Below are 17,499 nucleotides of genomic sequence, written 5' to 3'. Positions count from 1 at the left end.
GTATACATTGAGTATGCGATTGAGTGGGGACTCCGGCCGGGATCGCGCCTATCAATACCTGCGGGGGACGGTCCTGAGCGACCCCGCGGTATCGGGGACGTTCATCAACGAGCAGGCAGTGGCGACCGAGGTCGGGATCTCCCGGACTCCCGTCCGCGAGGCATTGCTGATGCTCGCAGCCGAGGACCTGGTCCAGTTGGTGCCGCACCGGGGTGCGTTCGTCGCACCGGTGCCGGGCCGGGAGATCGCGGAGATGATGCAGGCCCGTGGGGTGATCGAGACCTGGGCGGCGACCACCTCGCTCGCGGCCGGCGACGCCCCGGTCGAGGCGATGTCCGCCGTACTCGAGCAGCAGCGGTCGATTGTCGACAACGGCGACGCGAAGGAGTTCATCGAGCTGGACAGCCAGTTCCATGCGCTCCTGGTCGATGCGGCCGGCAACTCGGTGCTCGGCCGGCTGTACGACAACCTCCGCGCCAAGCACGTGCTGCTCGGTGTCGTCGCCCTGCAGCGCAGCGCCACCCGCCGGCAGGAGGTTCTCGATGAGCACCAGGCCATCGTCGACGGTCTGGCGGCGGGCAAGCCGGAGGTGGCCGAGAAAGCGATCCTCGGCCACCTCGACAGCACCGGCTCTCTGCTCATGCAGGGCTGACCGCCGCGTCGACGGAGTCGTCGACCGCCTGACCGAGCCGCAGACCGACCAGGGTGACCGCGCACGCCACCACGATGTACGCCGCGATGACGTACTCGGTGCCGGACTTCGCCAGGAAGTACGTGAACGCCAGCGGCGCCAGCGCACCGCCGATCACGCCCGCGAAGGTGTAGGCCAGCGAACTGCCCGTGTACCGCAGCCGCGCCGTGAACTGCTCCGACACAAAGGCAGCCTGCGGCCCGTACATCAGTGAGTGGAACAGCAGCCCGATCACCACACCAGGCAGCACAGTCGCGAATGACGACGCCACGGCGAAGAACACCACCGACCACACCGCTCCACCGACCGCTCCGATCGCATAGACCGTACGACGGCCATACCGGTCCGAAAGCCAACCGGACAAGGGGATCAGCCCGACCTGGAACGCAGAGCCGACCAGCACGGCGGTGACGGCTTGACCGCGACTCATCCCCAACTCCTTGGTCGCGTAGGTGAGCACGAACACCGCGAACATCGCGTAGAGCACATCCGGTCCGACCCGCGCCAGGATGGCCGCGATCAACGGCCGGGTCTGCGTCCGCAGCACCTCCGACACCGGTGCGGTCGGCCGATCGCCACGCGCCTCCAACTCGCGGAACACCGGAGTCTCCTCCAGCTTCGTCCGGATCAGCAGACCGAAGGCAACGAGTACGGCGGACAACAGGAAGGCGAGCCGCCAACCCCAGCTCAAGAACGCCTCCTCGGACAGTGTGCCGGCCAGAACAGCCAGTACGCCGTTCGCCATCAGCGTGCCGAGTGGCGGCCCGACCTGAGCCGCTGAAGCCCAGAAGCCACGCTCACCGGCCTTGCTGAACTCACTACTCAGCAGAACGGCTCCACCCCACTCGCCGCCCACCCCGACGCCCTGTGCGAAGCGGAGTACGACCAGCATCGTCGGTGCGATCGCTCCAGCCTGTGCATGCGTCGGCAGCAGGCCGATGAAGAACGTGGCCACGCCGATCAGCAGCAGCGTGGCGACCAGGACCCGTTTGCGGCCGATCACATCGCCGAGCCGGCCGAAGAAGATGCCGCCGAGTGGACGGGCGACGTACCCGACCGCGTACGTCGCGAAGGCCTGCAACGTACCGGTGAGCGGGTCGCTGCCCGGGAAGAACAGGTCACCGAAGACAAGCGCGGCGGCAGAGCTGTAGACGGCGAAGTCGTACCACTCCAGCGACGTGCCGGACAGGCTCGCGGCGAACGCCTTGTACAGACTGCGGCGCTCTGAGACAGGTCCGTGGACGACAGTGGGAGAGCTGGACATCGAGGTGGACCTCCTTGGGTGGATGCTCCATACTCGTTGTATACGACGTGTTCACGCAAGCGCTGACCCAGAATTTTTCGGAGGAAGCCCGATGACCCAGACCCTGCGCTTCACCCTTCCCGGCGGCCGTGAGCGGGAGATCACAGTCCGCTACGCCCTGAACGCGGGGTACGCCGGCCGCGACACCGAGCAGGTCCAGCACCACGTGGACGAGCTGGCCGAGCTCGGCATACCGGCACCGCGCCGCATCCCGACCCTGTACCCACTGTCCGCGTCACTGGTCGGACGGCCGGACGTCGTCCAGGTCGCACACGCCAAGACGTCCGGCGAGGCGGAATGGGCGCTGGTCGTTGGGGAGAACGACGTTCTGCTGACGGTCGCGTGTGATCACACCGACCGGGCGCTCGAGGTCCACGGTGTTGCCTGGAGCAAGCAGTCCGCGCCGGACGTGCTCGGCGACGTCGCCTGGCCGCTGAGCGAGATCGAGCACGAGCTGGACCAGTTCACGTTGAAGGCGTGGGTCCGGCACGGCGACACCGAGCAGCTGATCCAGGACGGCACCCTCGCGCAGTTGCTGCCGCCGTCGTACTGGCTGAAGGAACTCGGCGACCGCGTGGTCCCGGGCACAGTGCTGCTGAGTGGGACGATCCCGATGATCGCCGGCGTCGACCAGTTCGCCGACGCGTGGCGGGTCGAGCTCACCGACCCCCGCCGCCTCACCAGCCGCATCCACTACACAGTCGAAGAGCTCGCCCCGGCCTGGGACTGACACATGAAGGACGAGCGAGAGTTCTTCACCACGACAGATCTGGCCTGGACCGATGCGGGCGGCGGGATCGCCCAACGCATCCTGAGTCAGGATCCCCACGACGGCACGCTCACGAGAATCGCCCGCTGGGCGCCCGGCACCATCTCAGGGAACGACGTCATCAGGCACGAGTACGTCGAGGAGGTCTATCTGCTCGAGGGTGAGCTGACCGATCTCACCCTCGAGCGGACATTCGGCCCCGGCGACTACGCGTGCAGGCCGCCGGGGATGCCGCACGGTCCGTACGTCACGACCGGCGGCTGCACGATGCTGGAGATTCGCTACTCAGCTCGCTGACGCGGCCAGTTCCACCAGGGTGCGTACGGCGTACCCCGTGCCGCCGCCCGGGGTGTAACCGCTGGCGCCGCCCTCGTTGAAGGCCGGGCCGGCCACGTCGAGGTGGACCCAGTCGATGCCGTCGGCAACGAAGTCGCCGAGGAACGCGGCCGCGGCCAGCGCGCCGCCCCATGGCTCGCCGGTGATGTTGGCCAGGTCTGCGACCTTCGAGTGCGACTTCAGCTTGTCCAGCATCTCGGCCGGGATCGGCAGCGGCCACATGGCCTCACCGGCCGCGATCGCGGCGTCCACGACCCGGTCGCGGGCGGCGTCGGTGTTCGCGAACGCGCCGGCCACCTTGGTGCCCAGGGCAACGACACAGGCGCCGGTCAGGGTGGCCACGTCGACGATCAGGTCCGGCTGGTCCTCGGACGCGCGGACCAGGGCGTCACCGAGGACGAGCCGGCCCTCGGCGTCGGTGTTCAGCACCTCGACGGTCTTGCCGCCGTACATGGTCAGGACGTCGGACGGCCGGGCCGCCGACCCGGACGGCATGTTCTCGGCCATCGCGGCGTACGTGGTCACCTGGACCGGCAGGCCGAGCCGGGCGATCGCGACGGTCGCGCCGATCACCGCGGCGGCACCGGCCATGTCGGCCTTCATGCTGACCATCCCGCTGGCCGTCTTCAGCGACAGGCCGCCGGAGTCGAAGGTGATGCCCTTGCCGACGAAGGCCAGGTGGGTGACCGGCTTCTTCGGGGTGTAGCTGATCCGGATCAGCCGCGGCGGGTTGTTCGACCCCTGGCCGACGCCGAGGATGCCGCCGTACCCGCCCTTGGCCAGGGCCTTCTCGTCCAGCACCTCGACCTTGACGCCGTACTCCTTGCCGAGCTTGAGCGCCTGCGCGGCGAAGTCGGCCGGGTTCAGGTCCGACGGCGGGGTGTTCACCCAGTCGCGCACCTGGTGGACCGCGTCGGCGGTCACCTCGGCCCGCTCGAGCGCGGCCTTGGCCTCCTTGTTCCGGGCCAGGTCGGTCAGCACCGTCAGGGCGCCGGGCACCTCACTGGCACCTTCCGAGGAGGACTTGTACGCCGTGAACGAGTAGCGGCCGAGCAGGGCGCCTTCGGCGATCGCGCGGATGCAGTCGGCATCCGGGGTCGGCAGCGCGAAGGCGACCGACTGGGTGGTCTTGGCGGCGCGGACACCGGTGCCGGCCGCGGTCCGCAGGTCCTCGGTCTTCAGCGCACCGTCGGGCGCCTCGCCGAGACCGACCGCGATCAGGTTGGCCGACTTGCCCGGCTTCGGGCCGGGCACCAAGGTGGCCTCGCCGGCCTTGCCGGTGGCGCCGAGACCCGACAGCACCTCCGCCAGCTTCCCGCCGTACGCGGCGTTCAGCGACTCGGTGCCGGCCGGCAGGGCGACACCGCCGCCGACCTTGACCACGCCGATGACCACGGCGTCGGTCCGGACACCGGCCGCATCGGACTTGCTCAGGGTGATGGTGCTCACGGAAATCTCAGTCCTCCTTGACCGGCGGGCAGAAGGCCGGTCGTGACGGTACGTGAATGCTGCCTCCGCATGCTACGCGTCGGGTAGTTTCCCCTCCATGACCGAGTCGCCTGAGTTGAAGAAGTCGCCGCTGCACGAGCGCCATGTCGCCCTCGGAGCCAAGTTCGCCGAGTTCGGCGGGTGGGAGATGCCGCTGGAGTACGGCGGGGTGGTCGCGGAGCACACCGCGGTCCGTACGTCGGTCGGTGTCTTCGACGTCAGCCACCTGGGCAAGGCGACGGTGAAGGGCCCCCGTGCGGCGGCGTACGTGAACTCCTGCCTGTCCAACGACCTGGGCAAGATCGCTCCCGGCCAGGCGCAGTACACGCTGTGCTGCAACGAGCGCGGGGGAGTAGTCGACGACCTGATCGCCTACCTGCATGCCGACGACGACGTGTTCCTGATCCCGAACGCGGCCAACACGGCCGAGGTGGTCCGGCTGCTGCAGGCGGACGCGCCGGACGGCGTGGTGGTGACCAACACCCACGACGACTACGCGATCCTCGCGGTCCAGGGCACGAACAGCGACGACGTGCTGAACGCGATCGGACTGCCGACCGGGCACGACTACATGTCGTTCGCGACCGCGGAGTTCTCCGGTACGCCGGTTGTCGTCTGCCGGACTGGTTATACGGGTGAGCGCGGGTACGAGCTCGTCGTGCCGAACGAGGGCGCGGTCGCGGTGTTCGACGCGCTGCTCGAGGCCGGAGCGCAGTACGGGATCGTCCCGGCCGGACTGGGTGCGCGGGACACCTTGCGGACCGAGATGGGCTACCCGCTGCACGGTCAGGACATCTCCCCGGACATCACCCCGGTGCAGGCGCGGTCCGGCTGGGCGGTCGGGTGGAAGAAGGAGCACTTCTGGGGTGACGAGGCGCTGCGGGCGGAGAAGGAGCGCGGCCCGGCCCGGATCCTGCGCGGCCTGCGCGCCGTCGGCCGCGGCATCCCGCGCCCGCACATGACGGTCCTCGACCCGTCCGGCACCGCCCTCGGCGAGGTCACCTCCGGCACCTTCTCGCCGACGCTGAAGAAGGGCATCGCGCTGGCCCTGCTCGACGCGACGATCAAGGAAGGCGATCAGGTCACCGTCGACATCCGTGGCCGCCAGGAGTCCTTCGACGTGGTCAAGCCGCCGTTCGTCACCGTCCACGTGCGCGAAAGCTGACCACCACGGCCAGGGCGGCAGGCCTGTCTGCCGCCCGGCCGTGGAGCGGTCACCATTCCCAGGTCCGGCGTACCGGCTGTTGTCTGTCTATATGGGGCGGCCGGGACTGGTAAGTCAGCTGCCGCGGTGCGGTTCAACGGCTTCCTTCTGGCCGAGCTGCCGACTGTTCTTACCCACGCGCGGGAGATCGTCACCCGGTCACGCAGTCCGGGAGCTGGAGCACCAGCCAGAGGCTCCTCGGCTGTTCCGTCACAGTTAGCAACCAGACACAGAACGTGTCTCGCCATCACATAGCGTCATAATGTGGCACAAATTGGCCACTGTCGGTGCTGTGCCGACGCGTTTTGCGAAGGATTGATCGCAAAGGGTGACGAATCGGGGCAAATGTTCCGGTCCGGTACCCGTTCCGGTAACGATTTGTGCACTGGTGCCTAGCACCGCTGGTTTGGTGTCACAGTGTCAGGCAGGCTAGCGCGCGGTTGTGGGGGATCGCGGGTGTCAAGGGGATTTGACGCAGGCCCTCCACACAGCAAAAGGTTCGGCACGATCTACCCGATTGCTGCCGAATCATACGAACCGAATCTGGCTGAAAGAGCTGACGGAGCGCGAATGACAATTGGTCCCCCGGACGCCTCGGTCGGCGTCGAGGAACACCCGGCGTCGGCGGAACCTGTACGTGGTGCCGCGGTTGCGCATGGCAAGTCCCCGACCCGGATCGCGATGGACCGGTTGCGCAAGGACAAGGTGGCCGTGATCTGCGCGACCGTCGTGCTGCTGTTCATTCTGGTCGCCGTCTTCGCGCCGCTGCTGTCCAAGCTGGAGGGCCAGGACTACGGCACCTTCCACACCGACCTGGTCGACGAGTTCGGCTTCCCGATCAGCGGGCCGACCAGTACGCACTGGTTCGGCGTCGAGCCGAAGACCGGCCGGGACAACTTCGCCCGCTGGGTTTACGGCGCCCGCCCGTCGCTGATCGTCGCCTTCACCGCGACCCTGTTCGGCACCGTCGTCGGTGTCGTGATGGGCTTGCTGGCCGGCTTCCTCGGCGGCTGGGTGGACCGGGTCATCTCCTGGTTCATCGACTTCGTCCTGAGCCTGCCGTACCTGCTGTTCGCGATCGCGATGGTTCCGATCGTCGAGTCCTGGCGCGGCGGTTCGTTCAACCTCTCGCCGGAGCAACAGGCGTCGACAAGGTTCTACGTACTGATCTTCGTGCTGTCGTTCTTCGGCTGGGCCGGGCTGGCGCGCATCATCCGCGGCGAAGTGCTGTCGCTGCGCGAGCGCGAGTTCGTCCTGGCTGCCAAGGCGATCGGCGTTCCCACCCGCCAGGTACTGTTCAAGGAACTGCTACCGAACCTGGTGGCTCCGATTGTCATCTCGGCATCGCTGTCGCTGCCCGCGTACGTGACAGCGGAGGCCGGTCTGTCCTTCCTCGGTGTCGGTCTGGTTGAACCGATCCCGTCCTGGGGCCAGACGATCGCCGTCGCCACCAACTGGTTCAAGGCCTACCCCTTGTTCCTGTGGCTGCCGGTGATCGGTATCACCATGCTGGTGCTCGCACTGGCCCTCCTCGGCGACGCCGTCCGCGACGCCTTCGACCCCAAGACTCGCCGGTAGTGCGGCGATTGCCCCAGCGGCAGAAAAGGAGAAACACGACCATGCAGTGGAAACGGATCACCGCAGTAGCGGCGACGGTCATGCTGGCCGCCGTGGCATGCGGCAGCCCGTCGTCGAGCAACGACTCTGGCGGTGGTGGCGGCACCGGCGATGAAACCGCGCAGGAGAAGGCCACTGACCCGACTGCCAAGGGGCCGGCCAAGGAGGTCGATGGCGCGAAGAAGGGCGGCACGATCACCGTCCTGTCCGACGTCACGCCGGACACCTTCGACCCGACGAACATCTACTACGTCGACGGCAACCAGATCGGCAAGCTGATGTACCGGGCCCTGACCCAGTACCGGCTGGACGAGGGCACCGGCAAGCCGGTCCTCGTGCCGGACCTGGCCGAGGACCTGGGCACCAAGTCGGCCGACGGCCTGACCTGGACGTTCAAGCTGAAGCAGGGCATCAAGTACATGGACGGCACGCCGGTCAAGGCCGCCGACTACGCGTACGCGATCAAGCGGTCCTTCGCGCACGACCTGTACGACGCCGGACCGACGTACCAGTTGCAGTTCTTCAAGGACGGCGACAAGTACAAGGGTCCGTACGGCGCGAACGGCGCGAACTACGCCGGTGTCGAGACGCCGGACGAGAGCACCCTGGTCATCAAGCTGGCGAAGAAGTTCGACGACCTGCCGTTCTACGCGGCGTTCCCGATGTTCACGCCGATCCCGCAGGCCAAGGACACCCAGAAGAACTACGAGCAGCGCCCGATGGCGACCGGCCCCTACAAGGTCGACTCGTACACCCCGGGTACGCAGCTCAAGCTGTCGAAGAACCCGAACTGGGACCCGGCCACCGACCCGGTGCGGCACCAGTACGTCGATGGCTGGGACTTCAAGTTCAGCCAGGACCTGATCAAGGCCCAGCGCCAGGTGCTGGCCAGCGCCGGTCCGGACGCGAACGCGCTGAACTACACCAACCTCGACGTCAGCCTGCTGCCCGAGGTCAAGGACCAGGCTCAGCTCGTCAAGGGCCAGGGTCCGTGCACCATCACCTACCCGATGGACACCCGGAAGATCCCGCTCGAGGTGCGCAAGCTGATCGCCAAGGCGCACCCGTACGACTCGTGGCGTAAGGTCGCCGGTCTGAACCCGAACGACTCGCCGCCGGCTTCGACGATCCTGCCGCCGGCCGTTCCGGGCTTCGAGAAGTACGAGGTGGCGGGCCTGACCGGAACCGGCAAGGGCGCCGAGGACGACGCCGTCGCCGCCGAGGTCAAGTCGGAGCTGGCCAAGCTGGGCAAGGCGAACTTCGAGTTGAGCTGGTACTACCAGATCGACGACAAGATCTCGACCCAGGTCACCCAGTTGCGCAAGCAGGTCTACGAGAAGGCCGGCTTCAAGGTCAAGGCGATCGGTGTTCCGAAGGCCAAGTACCGCACCTTCATCGGTGACCAGGACGCTCCGGTCAACATCGGCAAGTCCCCGACCGGTTGGTGCTCCGACTGGCCGTCCGGCACCAGCTGGTTCCCGGTCCTGTTCAAGTCCGACGCGATTGCCCTGGGCAACAGCATCGGTCAGCTCCAGGACAAGGCGCTGGACGCCGAGATCGACAAGGTCGCGGCGATGGACCCGAACGCGCAGCTGAAGGAATGGACGAAGGTCGACAAGGACATCCTGGAGAAGCACCTCCCGGCTCTGCCGCTGTACTACAGCGCGACCAACTCCCCGATCGGCAAGAACATCGGCCACGCGGTCAACGACATGACGCAGGGCATGCCCGAGTTCACGTCGATGTACCTGAAGCAGCCCTGATCTCCTCCTCGCACCTGAGGTAGTAGATCTGATCTGAACGGTGGAGTGGTGCCCGGATTCGTCCGGGCACCACTCCGATCGGTGAGGAGACAAACCCCGTGATCTATTTCGTGGCGCGCCGGCTGGTCAGCGCGCTCAGTGTCATATTGGTCACGCTCGCCGCGACCTTCGCGCTCTTCTTCATCGCGCCGACCGACCCGGCCGGTGCGATCTGTGGTGAGCGGAACTGCACCGAGCAGCGATACAACGAGATCAAGGCAAACCTGCATCTGGACCAGCCGAAGGCGCAGCAATTCGCGGAGTACACCGCGGGCATCTTCGCCGGCCGCGACTTCACCACGTCCGGTGTCGTCAGGCACTGTGACGCACCCTGCCTGGGCTACTCGTTCAAGAACGACCGCCCCGTGCTCGAGATGCTCTCCGCGCGGTTCCCGGTGACGCTGTCGCTCGTGATGGGGTACGCCGTCATCGTCCTCACCGTCGGTGTCTTCGTCGGCTCGATGGCCGCGAAGAGACGCGGCACGGTGGGCGACCGGGGCCTGATGACCAGCACCCTGGTGCTCAGTTCGGTGCCGTACTACATCGTCGCCCTGATGATTTCGCTCTACCTGACCATCCTCTACCCGATCCTCCCGCGCGGGTCCTGGACGCCGCCGTCGGAGAACATCGGGAAGTGGTTCGCGGGTCTGTTGACACCCTGGCTGGTGCTCGGCATCTACAGTTGTGTTTCCTACGCTCGCTACTCCCGTGGCTCCATGGTCGAGACGCTGAGCGAGGACTTCATCCGGACCGCCCGGGCCAAGGGCCTGTCGGACCGGAAGGTCACCTACAAGCACGCGCTGCGCTCGGGCCTGATCCCGGTCGTCACGATCTTCGGTCTGGACGTCGCCGCCAGCCTGGCCGGCGCGATCTTCACCGAGCGGATCTTCGACCTGCCGGGCCTCGGCGTGCTGGTCCTTGACAGCTTGAACAGCTATGACCTGCCGGTCATCATGGGCACAGTGCTTGTCGCATCGGTGATGATCGTTGTGATGAACTTCCTGGTGGACATCGGTTACAGCCTGATCGACCCGCGGGTGAGGCTTTCGTGAGCACACCCGCCCCTGAGGACCGGAAGGACACCATGGTCGAGAGCGCAGCCGGCCAGCCGGAGACGCCGGCGGCCGAGGCCAAGCGAGGCCCGGCGATCGCCACCCGCGAGCGCCGGCAGGGTTTGATCAACCCCAGCGGCGAGACGCCGTACCTGGTGGTCGAGGACCTGACCGTCAAGTTCCCGACCGCGGACGGCGTGGTCAGCGCGGTGAACGGGCTGAGCTACTCGGTCCCGCTCGGCCGCACGCTGGCGATCGTCGGTGAGTCCGGCTCCGGCAAGTCGGTCTCCAGCATGGCCGTGATGGGCCTGCACGACCGCAAGCGGACCAGGATCACCGGCTCGATCCGGCTCGGCGGCGACGAGATCGTCGGCCTGCCGGAGAACGAGCTGATGAAGGTCCGCGGCGACGCGGTGGCGATGGTGTTCCAGGACCCGCAGTCCTCGTTGCACCCGCTGTACACGGTCGGCAACCAGATCACCGAGGCGTACCGGGTGCACAACAAGGTGTCCAAGGACGCCGCCAAGAAGCGTGCGCTGGAGATGCTCGACCTGGTCGGCATCCCGAACCCGCAGCGCCGCTTCTCGCAGTACCCGCACGAGTTCTCCGGCGGTATGCGGCAGCGCGCGATGATCGCGATGGGCCTGGTCAACGACCCGAAGCTGGTCATCGCCGACGAGCCGACCACCGCGCTCGACGTGACCGTCCAGGCACAGATCCTGGACCTGCTGAACAACCTGCAGAAGGAGTTCGGCTCCGCGATCGTGCTGATCACGCACGACCTCGGTGTGGTCGCCGAGATGGCCGACGACGTCCTGGTGATGTACGCCGGTCGCTGCGTCGAGTACGGCACCGCCGAGGACGTGCTGGCCCGGCCGCGGATGCCGTATACCTGGGGTCTGCTCGAGTCGATTCCGACCGTCTCGGCCGCGACCGAGAAGCTGCGGCCGATCAAGGGCCTGCCGCCGAGCCTGCTGAACCTGCCCACCGGCTGCTCCTTCAACCCGCGCTGTCCGTACACGGACCGGGTGAAGGGCGAGCGCTGCACAACTGATCTGCCGGAGCTGCTGCCGGTCGACGGTGCCGGTGCCCACACGTCCCGTTGTCACCTGCACGACAAGGCCTCGATCTACGAGGCCGAGGTCGCGCCGAGACTGGGCTGACAGGGGCTGAGGAGAGAGATGAGCAAGACTGTGCGCAAGATCGACAGCGTTCCCGGGGCGAGCTCGGCGCCCGATTCCGGGACCCCGCTGCTGCAGGTCCGCGATCTGCAGATGCACTTCCCGATCAAGGAAGCGGCCGGTCTGGGCCGGACCAAGAAGGTCGTCCAGGCCGTCGACGGGGTCAGCTTCGACCTGAACGCCGGCGAGAGCCTGGGGCTGGTCGGCGAGTCCGGCTGCGGCAAGTCGACCACCGGCCGGATGATCACCCGGCTGCTGACCCCGACCGCGGGGCAGATCATTTTCAAGGGCACCGACATCGCGCGGCTGAAGGAGCGGGAACTGCGCCCGTTCCGCCGGGAGCTGCAGATCGTCTTCCAGGACCCGTACAGCTCGCTGAACCCGCGGCAGACGGTCAGCAACATCATCAGTACGCCGTTGCGGGTGCACAACCTGGTCAAGAAGGGCAAGGAGCTCGACCGGGTCCAGGAGCTGCTGGAGCGGGTCGGCCTGAACCCAGAGCACCACAACCGGTACCCGAGCGAGTTCTCCGGCGGCCAGCGGCAGCGCATCGGCATCGCCCGGGCGCTCGCGGTCGAGCCCGAGGTGATCATCGCCGACGAGCCGGTGTCCGCGTTGGACGTGTCCATCCAGGCCCAGGTGATGAACCTGCTGGAGGACCTGCGCCGCGACCTCGGCATCGCGTTCGTCTTCATCGCCCACGACCTGGGCGTGGTCCGGCACTTCTGTGACCGGGTCGCGGTGATGTACCTGGGCAAGATCGTCGAGCAGGGCGCGCGGGACCAGATCTACGGCGCTCCGCAGCACCCGTACACGCAGGCGCTGCTGTCCGCCGCTCCCGACCTGGGCACCATCCGCGGTGTCCCGCCGAAGGAGCGGATCCGGCTGGTCGGCGACGTACCCTCGCCGATCGACCCGCCGAGCGGTTGCCGGTTCCGGACCCGCTGCTGGAAGGCCGAGGACATCTGCGTGACGCACGAGCCGCCGCTCGAGGCCAAGCCGCAGTCGGGCTCCGGCCACGCCGCCGCCTGCCACTTCGCGGAGCCCAAGGTCGACCTGACCGCCGCCACCGCCTGAGGCACCTGCTGTTGAGCAAGCCCCCGCTCGTCGGGGGCTTTTCTCATGCGTGCTGTTCGCCGTGTTTGAGCTGATCGCGTTCCTGCGCGAACCGGACCGACTCGAACGCCACCAGCCCGGCCAGCAGAGCGGCCAGTACGCCGAGCTGCCCCAACGCCGGCACCTTCGCCACCAGCGGTACGGCGATCAGCGCAAGCGCGGCCGTGATCAGTCGCGAAACACCCACCTTGTGCATCGTCCGCCACTTGAAGCCGACGTGGCCGAGCAGGTAGACCGCCACGCCGCCGAAGAGTGCGAACAGGCCGACGCCCTTGAGCGGGTCGTCGAGGTGATGGTGCTCGGTGTCACCGACGTACTCGAGCACCTTCTTCAATCCCAGCGCCAGCAGGACGACGCCGACCATCATCGGGAAGTGCCAGAACGTGTACGCGTCGCGGGCCAGCTTTGCCCGGGTCTCCGCCGGTTCCGCGGCCAAGGCGTGTTCGCCGTAGTGCACGGTGGCGTCGAAGTAGATCCACCAGAGCGCGGCCGAGACCCCCAGACCGAGCAGCGACGCGATGATGATCGGCCAGGAGATCGGCAGGTCGGTGACGCCGACACCGATCGCCACGATCGACTCGCCGAGCGCGATGATGACGATCAGCGCGTGCCGCTCGGCGAAGTGCGCGGCCGACCGGAATCGCCAGCCCCGCGCGTCGATCAGGTAGGTGCCGCCGTAGTCGACCAGCAGAGCTGCGGCCCACAGCATGGTCTGGGTGCTGCCGTGGTGCTGCGAGGCGATCAGCAGCAGAGCGGTCGCGCCCAGCATCGACGGCGCGAACCGGATCAGGGTACGGCGCAGCACCGCGTCACCGTCGGCGATCAACCAGAACAGCACCAGGTGCAAGGTGCGGAAGGCGAAGTACGCGCAGGCGATCACGACCGGGCCGGACAGGCCGCCGGGCAGATCGTGGAACGCCTCCGGGATGGCGAGCGCGATCATGAACATCGCAGCCATCGCCAGCAGGAGGACACCGCGGACCGACCCTTCGTCGGCCTTGACCAGGTTGCACAACCAGGAGAAGCCGATCCAGCTCCACCACAGCAATCCGGTCAGCAGGACTCCGCGCAGTACGCCGTGCCAGCTGAGGTCGTGCGCCATCAGCGCGGTGATCTGAGTCAGTGCGAACACGAACACCAGGTCGAAGAACAACTCCAGCGGCGTGACCGTCTGGTCCTCACTGGTTTGCTCCGCCCTGATGGGCTTTCGGGACGTCATGCGGCACATCCTGCCACCAGATCAGGCTGCCGGATTGGAAACGGTGGGCTCCCGCCTGGTCAGGGTCAGAAGAGAGAGCCCACCGTGCTCTAGGCGCGGCCGTGCGCCTGGCGGCTGCGGCGGCTGAGGGAGTCGATGGTGACGGCGATCAGCAGGACGCCGGCGGTCACCATGTAGCGGACGCTGGAGTCGAGGCTGAGCAGGGCGAGACCGTTGGAGATCGACATGATCACCAGGGCGCCGAGGAGGGCGGAGTACGCCGAACCACGGCCGCCGAACAGGCTGGTGCCACCGATGACCGCGGCGGCGATCGCGTTCAGGTTGGTGTCGGCGCCGCCGCTGCTCTGGTTCACCGCGACCAGCCGGGCGGCGGCCAGCAGACCGCCGACGGCGGCGAAGGTGGAGCAGGCCGCGAACACGGACAGGTAGATCATCCGGACGTTGATACCGGCCCGCCGGGCGGCCTCCACACTGCCGCCGACCGCGACGACCGAGCGGCCCCAGCGCGTCCGTCGTACGGCGAAATCGGTCGCCACCACCAGCCCGAGGAAGAGCAGGAACATCGATGACACACCGCGGTCGCCGTTCAGGACGATCACCGGGATGAGCAGGACGACGGCGAGCGCGCCGGCCTTGATCGCGATGATCGAGTTGGGTGCCGCCGACAACCCGGCCGCCGTCCGGGCACCGCGGCCGCGCAGCCGGGTCAGCACGTACACCGCGACGACCGCCGCGACCAGCCCGTAGGCCAACGCGGGGGAGAGGAAGCTGCGAGTGGCGAACCCGACGAGCGCGGAGTCGAAGGGCAGATTCAGCGAACCCTCCTTACCGAGCACCAGCAGCTGGAGACCGAGGAAGCCGAGCAGACCGGCCAGCGTGATCACGAAACTCGGTACGCCGAACCTGGTGTAGAGGGCGCCGTAGAAGAGTCCGATCACGACGCCGAGCGCGACCCCGGTCAGCAGCGACAGCACGAGCGGCCAGCCCTGGTTGACGAACGTCACCCCGAGGACGGCGGCCGACAGCCCGCTGACCGAACCGACCGACAGGTCGATCTCGCCCAGCAGCAGGACCAGGACGATGCCGATGGCAATCACCCCGACCGAGGTGGTCTGCAGGGTGAGGTTGACCAGGTTGCGGCTGGACAGGAACGAGCTGTTCGCGATCTGGAAGACCGCCCAGATGATGATGAGCCCGACCACCACCGGCACCGAGCCGAGGTCGCCGGAGCGGAGCCGGGCGGTGAAGGCCGAGACGGCGCCGCTGATGCCGTGGCTGGCGATCAGCCGCTCGTCCTGCAGGTCGGCCGGCAGCTCGGCCGGCGTGCCGTTCCCGTTCCCGGCGGCCGGGCCCGGGGTGTCCTGCGGCCGGATCTCTGATCCGTGCAGCGTCATGATGCGGTCCCCTCCTCACGGGTCCGGCGCGCTGCGCGCTCGGAGACCGCGTTGTTCGTCGCGCCGGTGATGGCGGCGATGATGTCCTGCGTCTTGGTCTCGCTGACCTCGAAGACGCCGTTGTTGCGGCCCAGACGGAGTACGGCGACCCGGTCGGCGACCGCCATCACATCGGCCATGTTGTGACTGATCAGGATCACCGCGAGACCCCGCTCGCGCAGCCGCTCGACCAGGTTGAGGACCTCGGCGGTCTGAGCTACGCCGAGGGCCGCGGTCGGCTCGTCCAGCATCACGACCTTGGGTTGGCCGAGCAGCGAGCGGGCGATCGCGACGGTCTGCCGCTGGCCGCCGGACAGGCTGGCCACCGGGATCCGGACCGACGGGATCTTCGCCGACAGCTGGCGGAGCAGTTCCCAGGACGAGCGCTCCATCTCGACCTCGTCGAGGACCCGGCCCTTGCGCAGCTCGCGGCCGAGGTACAGGTTCGCGACCACGTCGAGGTTGTCGCACAGCGCCAGGTCCTGGAAGACCGTGGCGATACCGAGCTGTTGCGCCTCGGCCGGACTGCCGACCCGCACCTCCCGGCCGTCGAAGACCATCGTGCCGTCGTCGGCGGTGTAGACGCCGGCGATCGTCTTCACCAGCGTCGACTTGCCGGCGCCGTTGTCGCCGACCAGGGCCAGGACCTCACCGGCCCGGACGTCCAGCTCGATGTTCTTCAGGGCCTGGACCGCGCCGAAGCGCTTGGAGATGCCCCGTAGGGCCAGCACCGTACTGGTGCCGACCGGGGCCGGTGTGGGGGTGACAGTCACTCGATCAGCCTCCTGGGCTTGTCTTCAGGCCATGATCCCGGCGATGCGCCGCTGGGGACAGCGCGACGCGGCGCCGCGGCCGTCGGGATGGTGCTGACCCGGCGCTGCCCCCGCACCTCACTGCGGGGGCAACGCCAGGGGGCGGGTCAGCTGAGGCCGGCGGCGGTGCAGGCGGCCGTGAACGAGGCGGTGCAGATGTCAGTCACCTTGTAGAGCTCGTCCTTCACCACGGTGTCCTTGATGTTGGCCTTGGTGACGGCGACCGGGTCGAGGATCGTCGACGGTACGCCGCTCTTGTCGGTGGTCGACTCCGGCTTGTCGCCGTTCGCGAGCGCCACCGCGCCCTTGGCGGCCGCCTCGGCCTGCGGCTTGACCGCCTTGTAGATGGTCATCGCCTGGTCGCCGGCGACGATCCGCTGGATCGCGGCCAGCTCGGAGTCCTGACCGGTCACCGGCGGCAGCGGGGTCACGCCACCACCCTTGAGGGCTGCGATCGCGCCACCCGCCGTACCGTCGTTGGCGGCGTACACACCGACCAGGCCGTTCTTGATCGCGCTGAGCTGGCCCTCCATCCAGGCCTGCGCCTTGTCCGGGCTCCAGTCCGGGGTGTCGAACTCGGCGGCGACCTTGAAGCCGCTGGAGTCGAGCACGCTGTGCGCGCCCCTTCTTGAAGTCGGCCGCGTTCGGGTCGGTCGGCGAGCCGTTGATCATGGCCAGGTTGCCGGAGGTCTTACCGGCCGCCTGCAACGCCTCGACCAGGGTCTGCGCCTGCAGCTTGCCGACCGCCTCGTTCTCGAACGAGACGTAGTAGTCGGCGTTCTCGATGAACCGGTCGTAGGCGACCACCGGAACGCTCTGACCCTTGGCGGAGGCGACCACCGCGGCGGCGGCCTTGCCGTCGACCGGGTCGAGGACCAGCACGTTCGCGCCCTGGGTGAGAGCCGCCTCGGCCTGCTGTTGCTGCTTCGCCGCGTCCTGGTCGGCGTTGCTGTAGATCAGCTCGCAGTTCGCGCAGGCCGCCTTGAGCGCCTCGGTGAACAGCGGCCGGTCGAGCGCCTCGTAGCGGGTCGTCTTCGACTCGGGCAGCAGGAGCGCGATCTTCTTGGCCTCACCGGAGCCTCCGGCGGCGGGTTCGTCCGACCCGCAAGCCACCAGGGACAGGGCGAGGGCCGAGACGGTCAGGCCGAGGCCGACGAGACGAGTTGGAGAGACGAACATGTGGCGGCTCCTTGACGTGATGGCCCGAGTAGGCCTGACCGAAGTCAAGCGGCGTGAAGCTTTGACGTCAAGACTTGAATTCAAGAAATAGACATATTCACGTCACAAACCCCGAACCTAGGCCACACACAGCCGCGCCCGCACCCCCTCGACGCAGCCCGGTTGCCTACTCAGTTGGGGGGTTGCCCACTGAGAATCTCGGTGGGCAACCCACAAGGTGAGGGGTTAACCCCTCAGGTGTTGGGCTGGCGCGGCGGGCGGAGGCGGCCGGCGGAGGCGGCTGGCGCGGCGGGCGGA

Annotated in this window: 15 protein-coding genes and 1 pseudogene; 9 read left to right on the top strand and 7 right to left on the bottom strand. The window is 67.8% G+C overall.

Translation table 11 applies throughout. The features are described 5' to 3' along the window. The first annotated feature begins 13 nt into the window (after positions 1-13). Positions 14-652 (top strand): GntR family transcriptional regulator, encoded by a 639-nt coding sequence (locus EV652_RS01380; RefSeq protein WP_132207097.1) that lies wholly within the window; start codon positions 14-16, stop codon positions 650-652. On the opposite strand, the gene EV652_RS01375 is transcribed toward EV652_RS01380, so the two are convergent. Further along, positions 639-1,955 (bottom strand): MFS transporter, encoded by a 1,317-nt coding sequence (locus tag EV652_RS01375; RefSeq protein WP_132207096.1) that lies wholly within the window; start codon positions 1,953-1,955, stop codon positions 639-641. The two genes, EV652_RS01380 and EV652_RS01375, sit on opposite strands and share 14 nt — an antisense overlap. 91 nt (positions 1,956-2,046) lie before the next feature. Here EV652_RS01375 and EV652_RS01370 point away from each other — a divergent pair, with 91 nt between their 5' ends. Together EV652_RS01370 and EV652_RS01365 are read left to right on the top strand one after the other, a co-directional pair. Next, positions 2,047-2,724, top strand: coding sequence for a DUF2848 domain-containing protein (locus tag EV652_RS01370; RefSeq protein ID WP_132207095.1), 678 nt, complete (start codon positions 2,047-2,049; stop codon positions 2,722-2,724). 3 nt (positions 2,725-2,727) lie between these two features. Continuing rightward, positions 2,728-3,060: a cupin domain-containing protein gene (locus tag EV652_RS01365; protein ID WP_132207094.1), complete on the top strand. Its 333-nt coding sequence runs from the start codon at positions 2,728-2,730 to the stop codon at positions 3,058-3,060. Here the strand turns inward: EV652_RS01365 and EV652_RS01360 are convergent. Beyond that, on the bottom strand, positions 3,049-4,548 hold the full coding sequence (locus tag EV652_RS01360; RefSeq protein WP_132207093.1) for a leucyl aminopeptidase: 1,500 nt from the start codon (positions 4,546-4,548) through the stop codon (positions 3,049-3,051). The two genes, EV652_RS01365 and EV652_RS01360, sit on opposite strands and share 12 nt — an antisense overlap. A gap of 97 nt (positions 4,549-4,645) precedes the next feature. Here EV652_RS01360 and gcvT point away from each other — a divergent pair, with 97 nt between their 5' ends. From gcvT to EV652_RS01330, 6 genes are all read left to right on the top strand, one after another. Then, complete coding sequence (gene gcvT / locus EV652_RS01355) at positions 4,646-5,752, top strand: glycine cleavage system aminomethyltransferase GcvT (protein WP_132207092.1); 1,107 nt, start codon at positions 4,646-4,648, stop codon at positions 5,750-5,752. A gap of 609 nt (positions 5,753-6,361) precedes the next feature. After that, positions 6,362-7,369: an ABC transporter permease gene (locus EV652_RS01350; RefSeq protein WP_132207091.1), complete on the top strand. Its 1,008-nt coding sequence runs from the start codon at positions 6,362-6,364 to the stop codon at positions 7,367-7,369. 41 nt (positions 7,370-7,410) lie between these two features. Then, positions 7,411-9,171, top strand: coding sequence for an ABC transporter substrate-binding protein (locus tag EV652_RS01345; protein WP_132207090.1), 1,761 nt, complete (start codon positions 7,411-7,413; stop codon positions 9,169-9,171). A gap of 98 nt (positions 9,172-9,269) precedes the next feature. After that, positions 9,270-10,262 carry an ABC transporter permease gene (locus EV652_RS01340; protein WP_132207089.1) on the top strand — a complete coding sequence of 331 codons (993 nt, stop codon included), beginning with the start codon at positions 9,270-9,272 and terminating at the stop codon, positions 10,260-10,262. Between the two features lie 32 nt (positions 10,263-10,294). Then, entirely contained in the window at positions 10,295-11,425 is a 1,131-nt protein-coding gene (locus tag EV652_RS01335) for an ABC transporter ATP-binding protein (protein ID WP_242001552.1), read from the top strand. Between the two features lie 18 nt (positions 11,426-11,443). After that, positions 11,444-12,520, top strand: a complete 1,077-nt coding sequence (locus tag EV652_RS01330; protein ID WP_132207088.1) for an ABC transporter ATP-binding protein — start codon at positions 11,444-11,446, stop codon at positions 12,518-12,520. A gap of 43 nt (positions 12,521-12,563) precedes the next feature. Here EV652_RS01330 and EV652_RS01325 read toward each other — a convergent pair whose 3' ends face one another. From EV652_RS01325 to EV652_RS45685, 5 genes and pseudogenes are all read right to left on the bottom strand, one after another. After that, on the bottom strand, positions 12,564-13,778 hold the full coding sequence (locus tag EV652_RS01325; protein WP_132207087.1) for a low temperature requirement protein A: 1,215 nt from the start codon (positions 13,776-13,778) through the stop codon (positions 12,564-12,566). Positions 13,779-13,867: 89 nt separating this feature from the next. Continuing rightward, the gene (locus tag EV652_RS01320) at positions 13,868-15,172 is read right to left on the bottom strand and encodes a sugar ABC transporter permease (protein WP_199237950.1); all 1,305 of its coding nucleotides are present in this window, start codon (positions 15,170-15,172) and stop codon (positions 13,868-13,870) included. Continuing rightward, positions 15,169-15,984, bottom strand: coding sequence for an ATP-binding cassette domain-containing protein (locus EV652_RS01315; protein WP_199237949.1), 816 nt, complete (start codon positions 15,982-15,984; stop codon positions 15,169-15,171). The genes EV652_RS01320 and EV652_RS01315 overlap by 4 nt, the downstream gene beginning before the upstream one ends. Positions 15,985-16,130: 146 nt before the next feature. Further along, positions 16,131-16,634 carry a substrate-binding domain-containing protein gene (locus EV652_RS45690; RefSeq protein ID WP_255512555.1) on the bottom strand — a complete coding sequence of 168 codons (504 nt, stop codon included), beginning with the start codon at positions 16,632-16,634 and terminating at the stop codon, positions 16,131-16,133. Positions 16,635-16,710: 76 nt separating this feature from the next. Next, positions 16,711-17,202: pseudogene (locus tag EV652_RS45685) on the bottom strand (substrate-binding domain-containing protein); the annotation flags it as partial. Positions 17,203-17,499: the final 297 nt, after the last annotated feature.

This window comes from Kribbella steppae (assembly GCF_004342025.1).
Lineage (GTDB): Bacteria > Actinomycetota > Actinomycetes > Propionibacteriales > Kribbellaceae > Kribbella > Kribbella steppae.
This window is presented reverse-complemented; position numbering and strand designations above follow the sequence as displayed.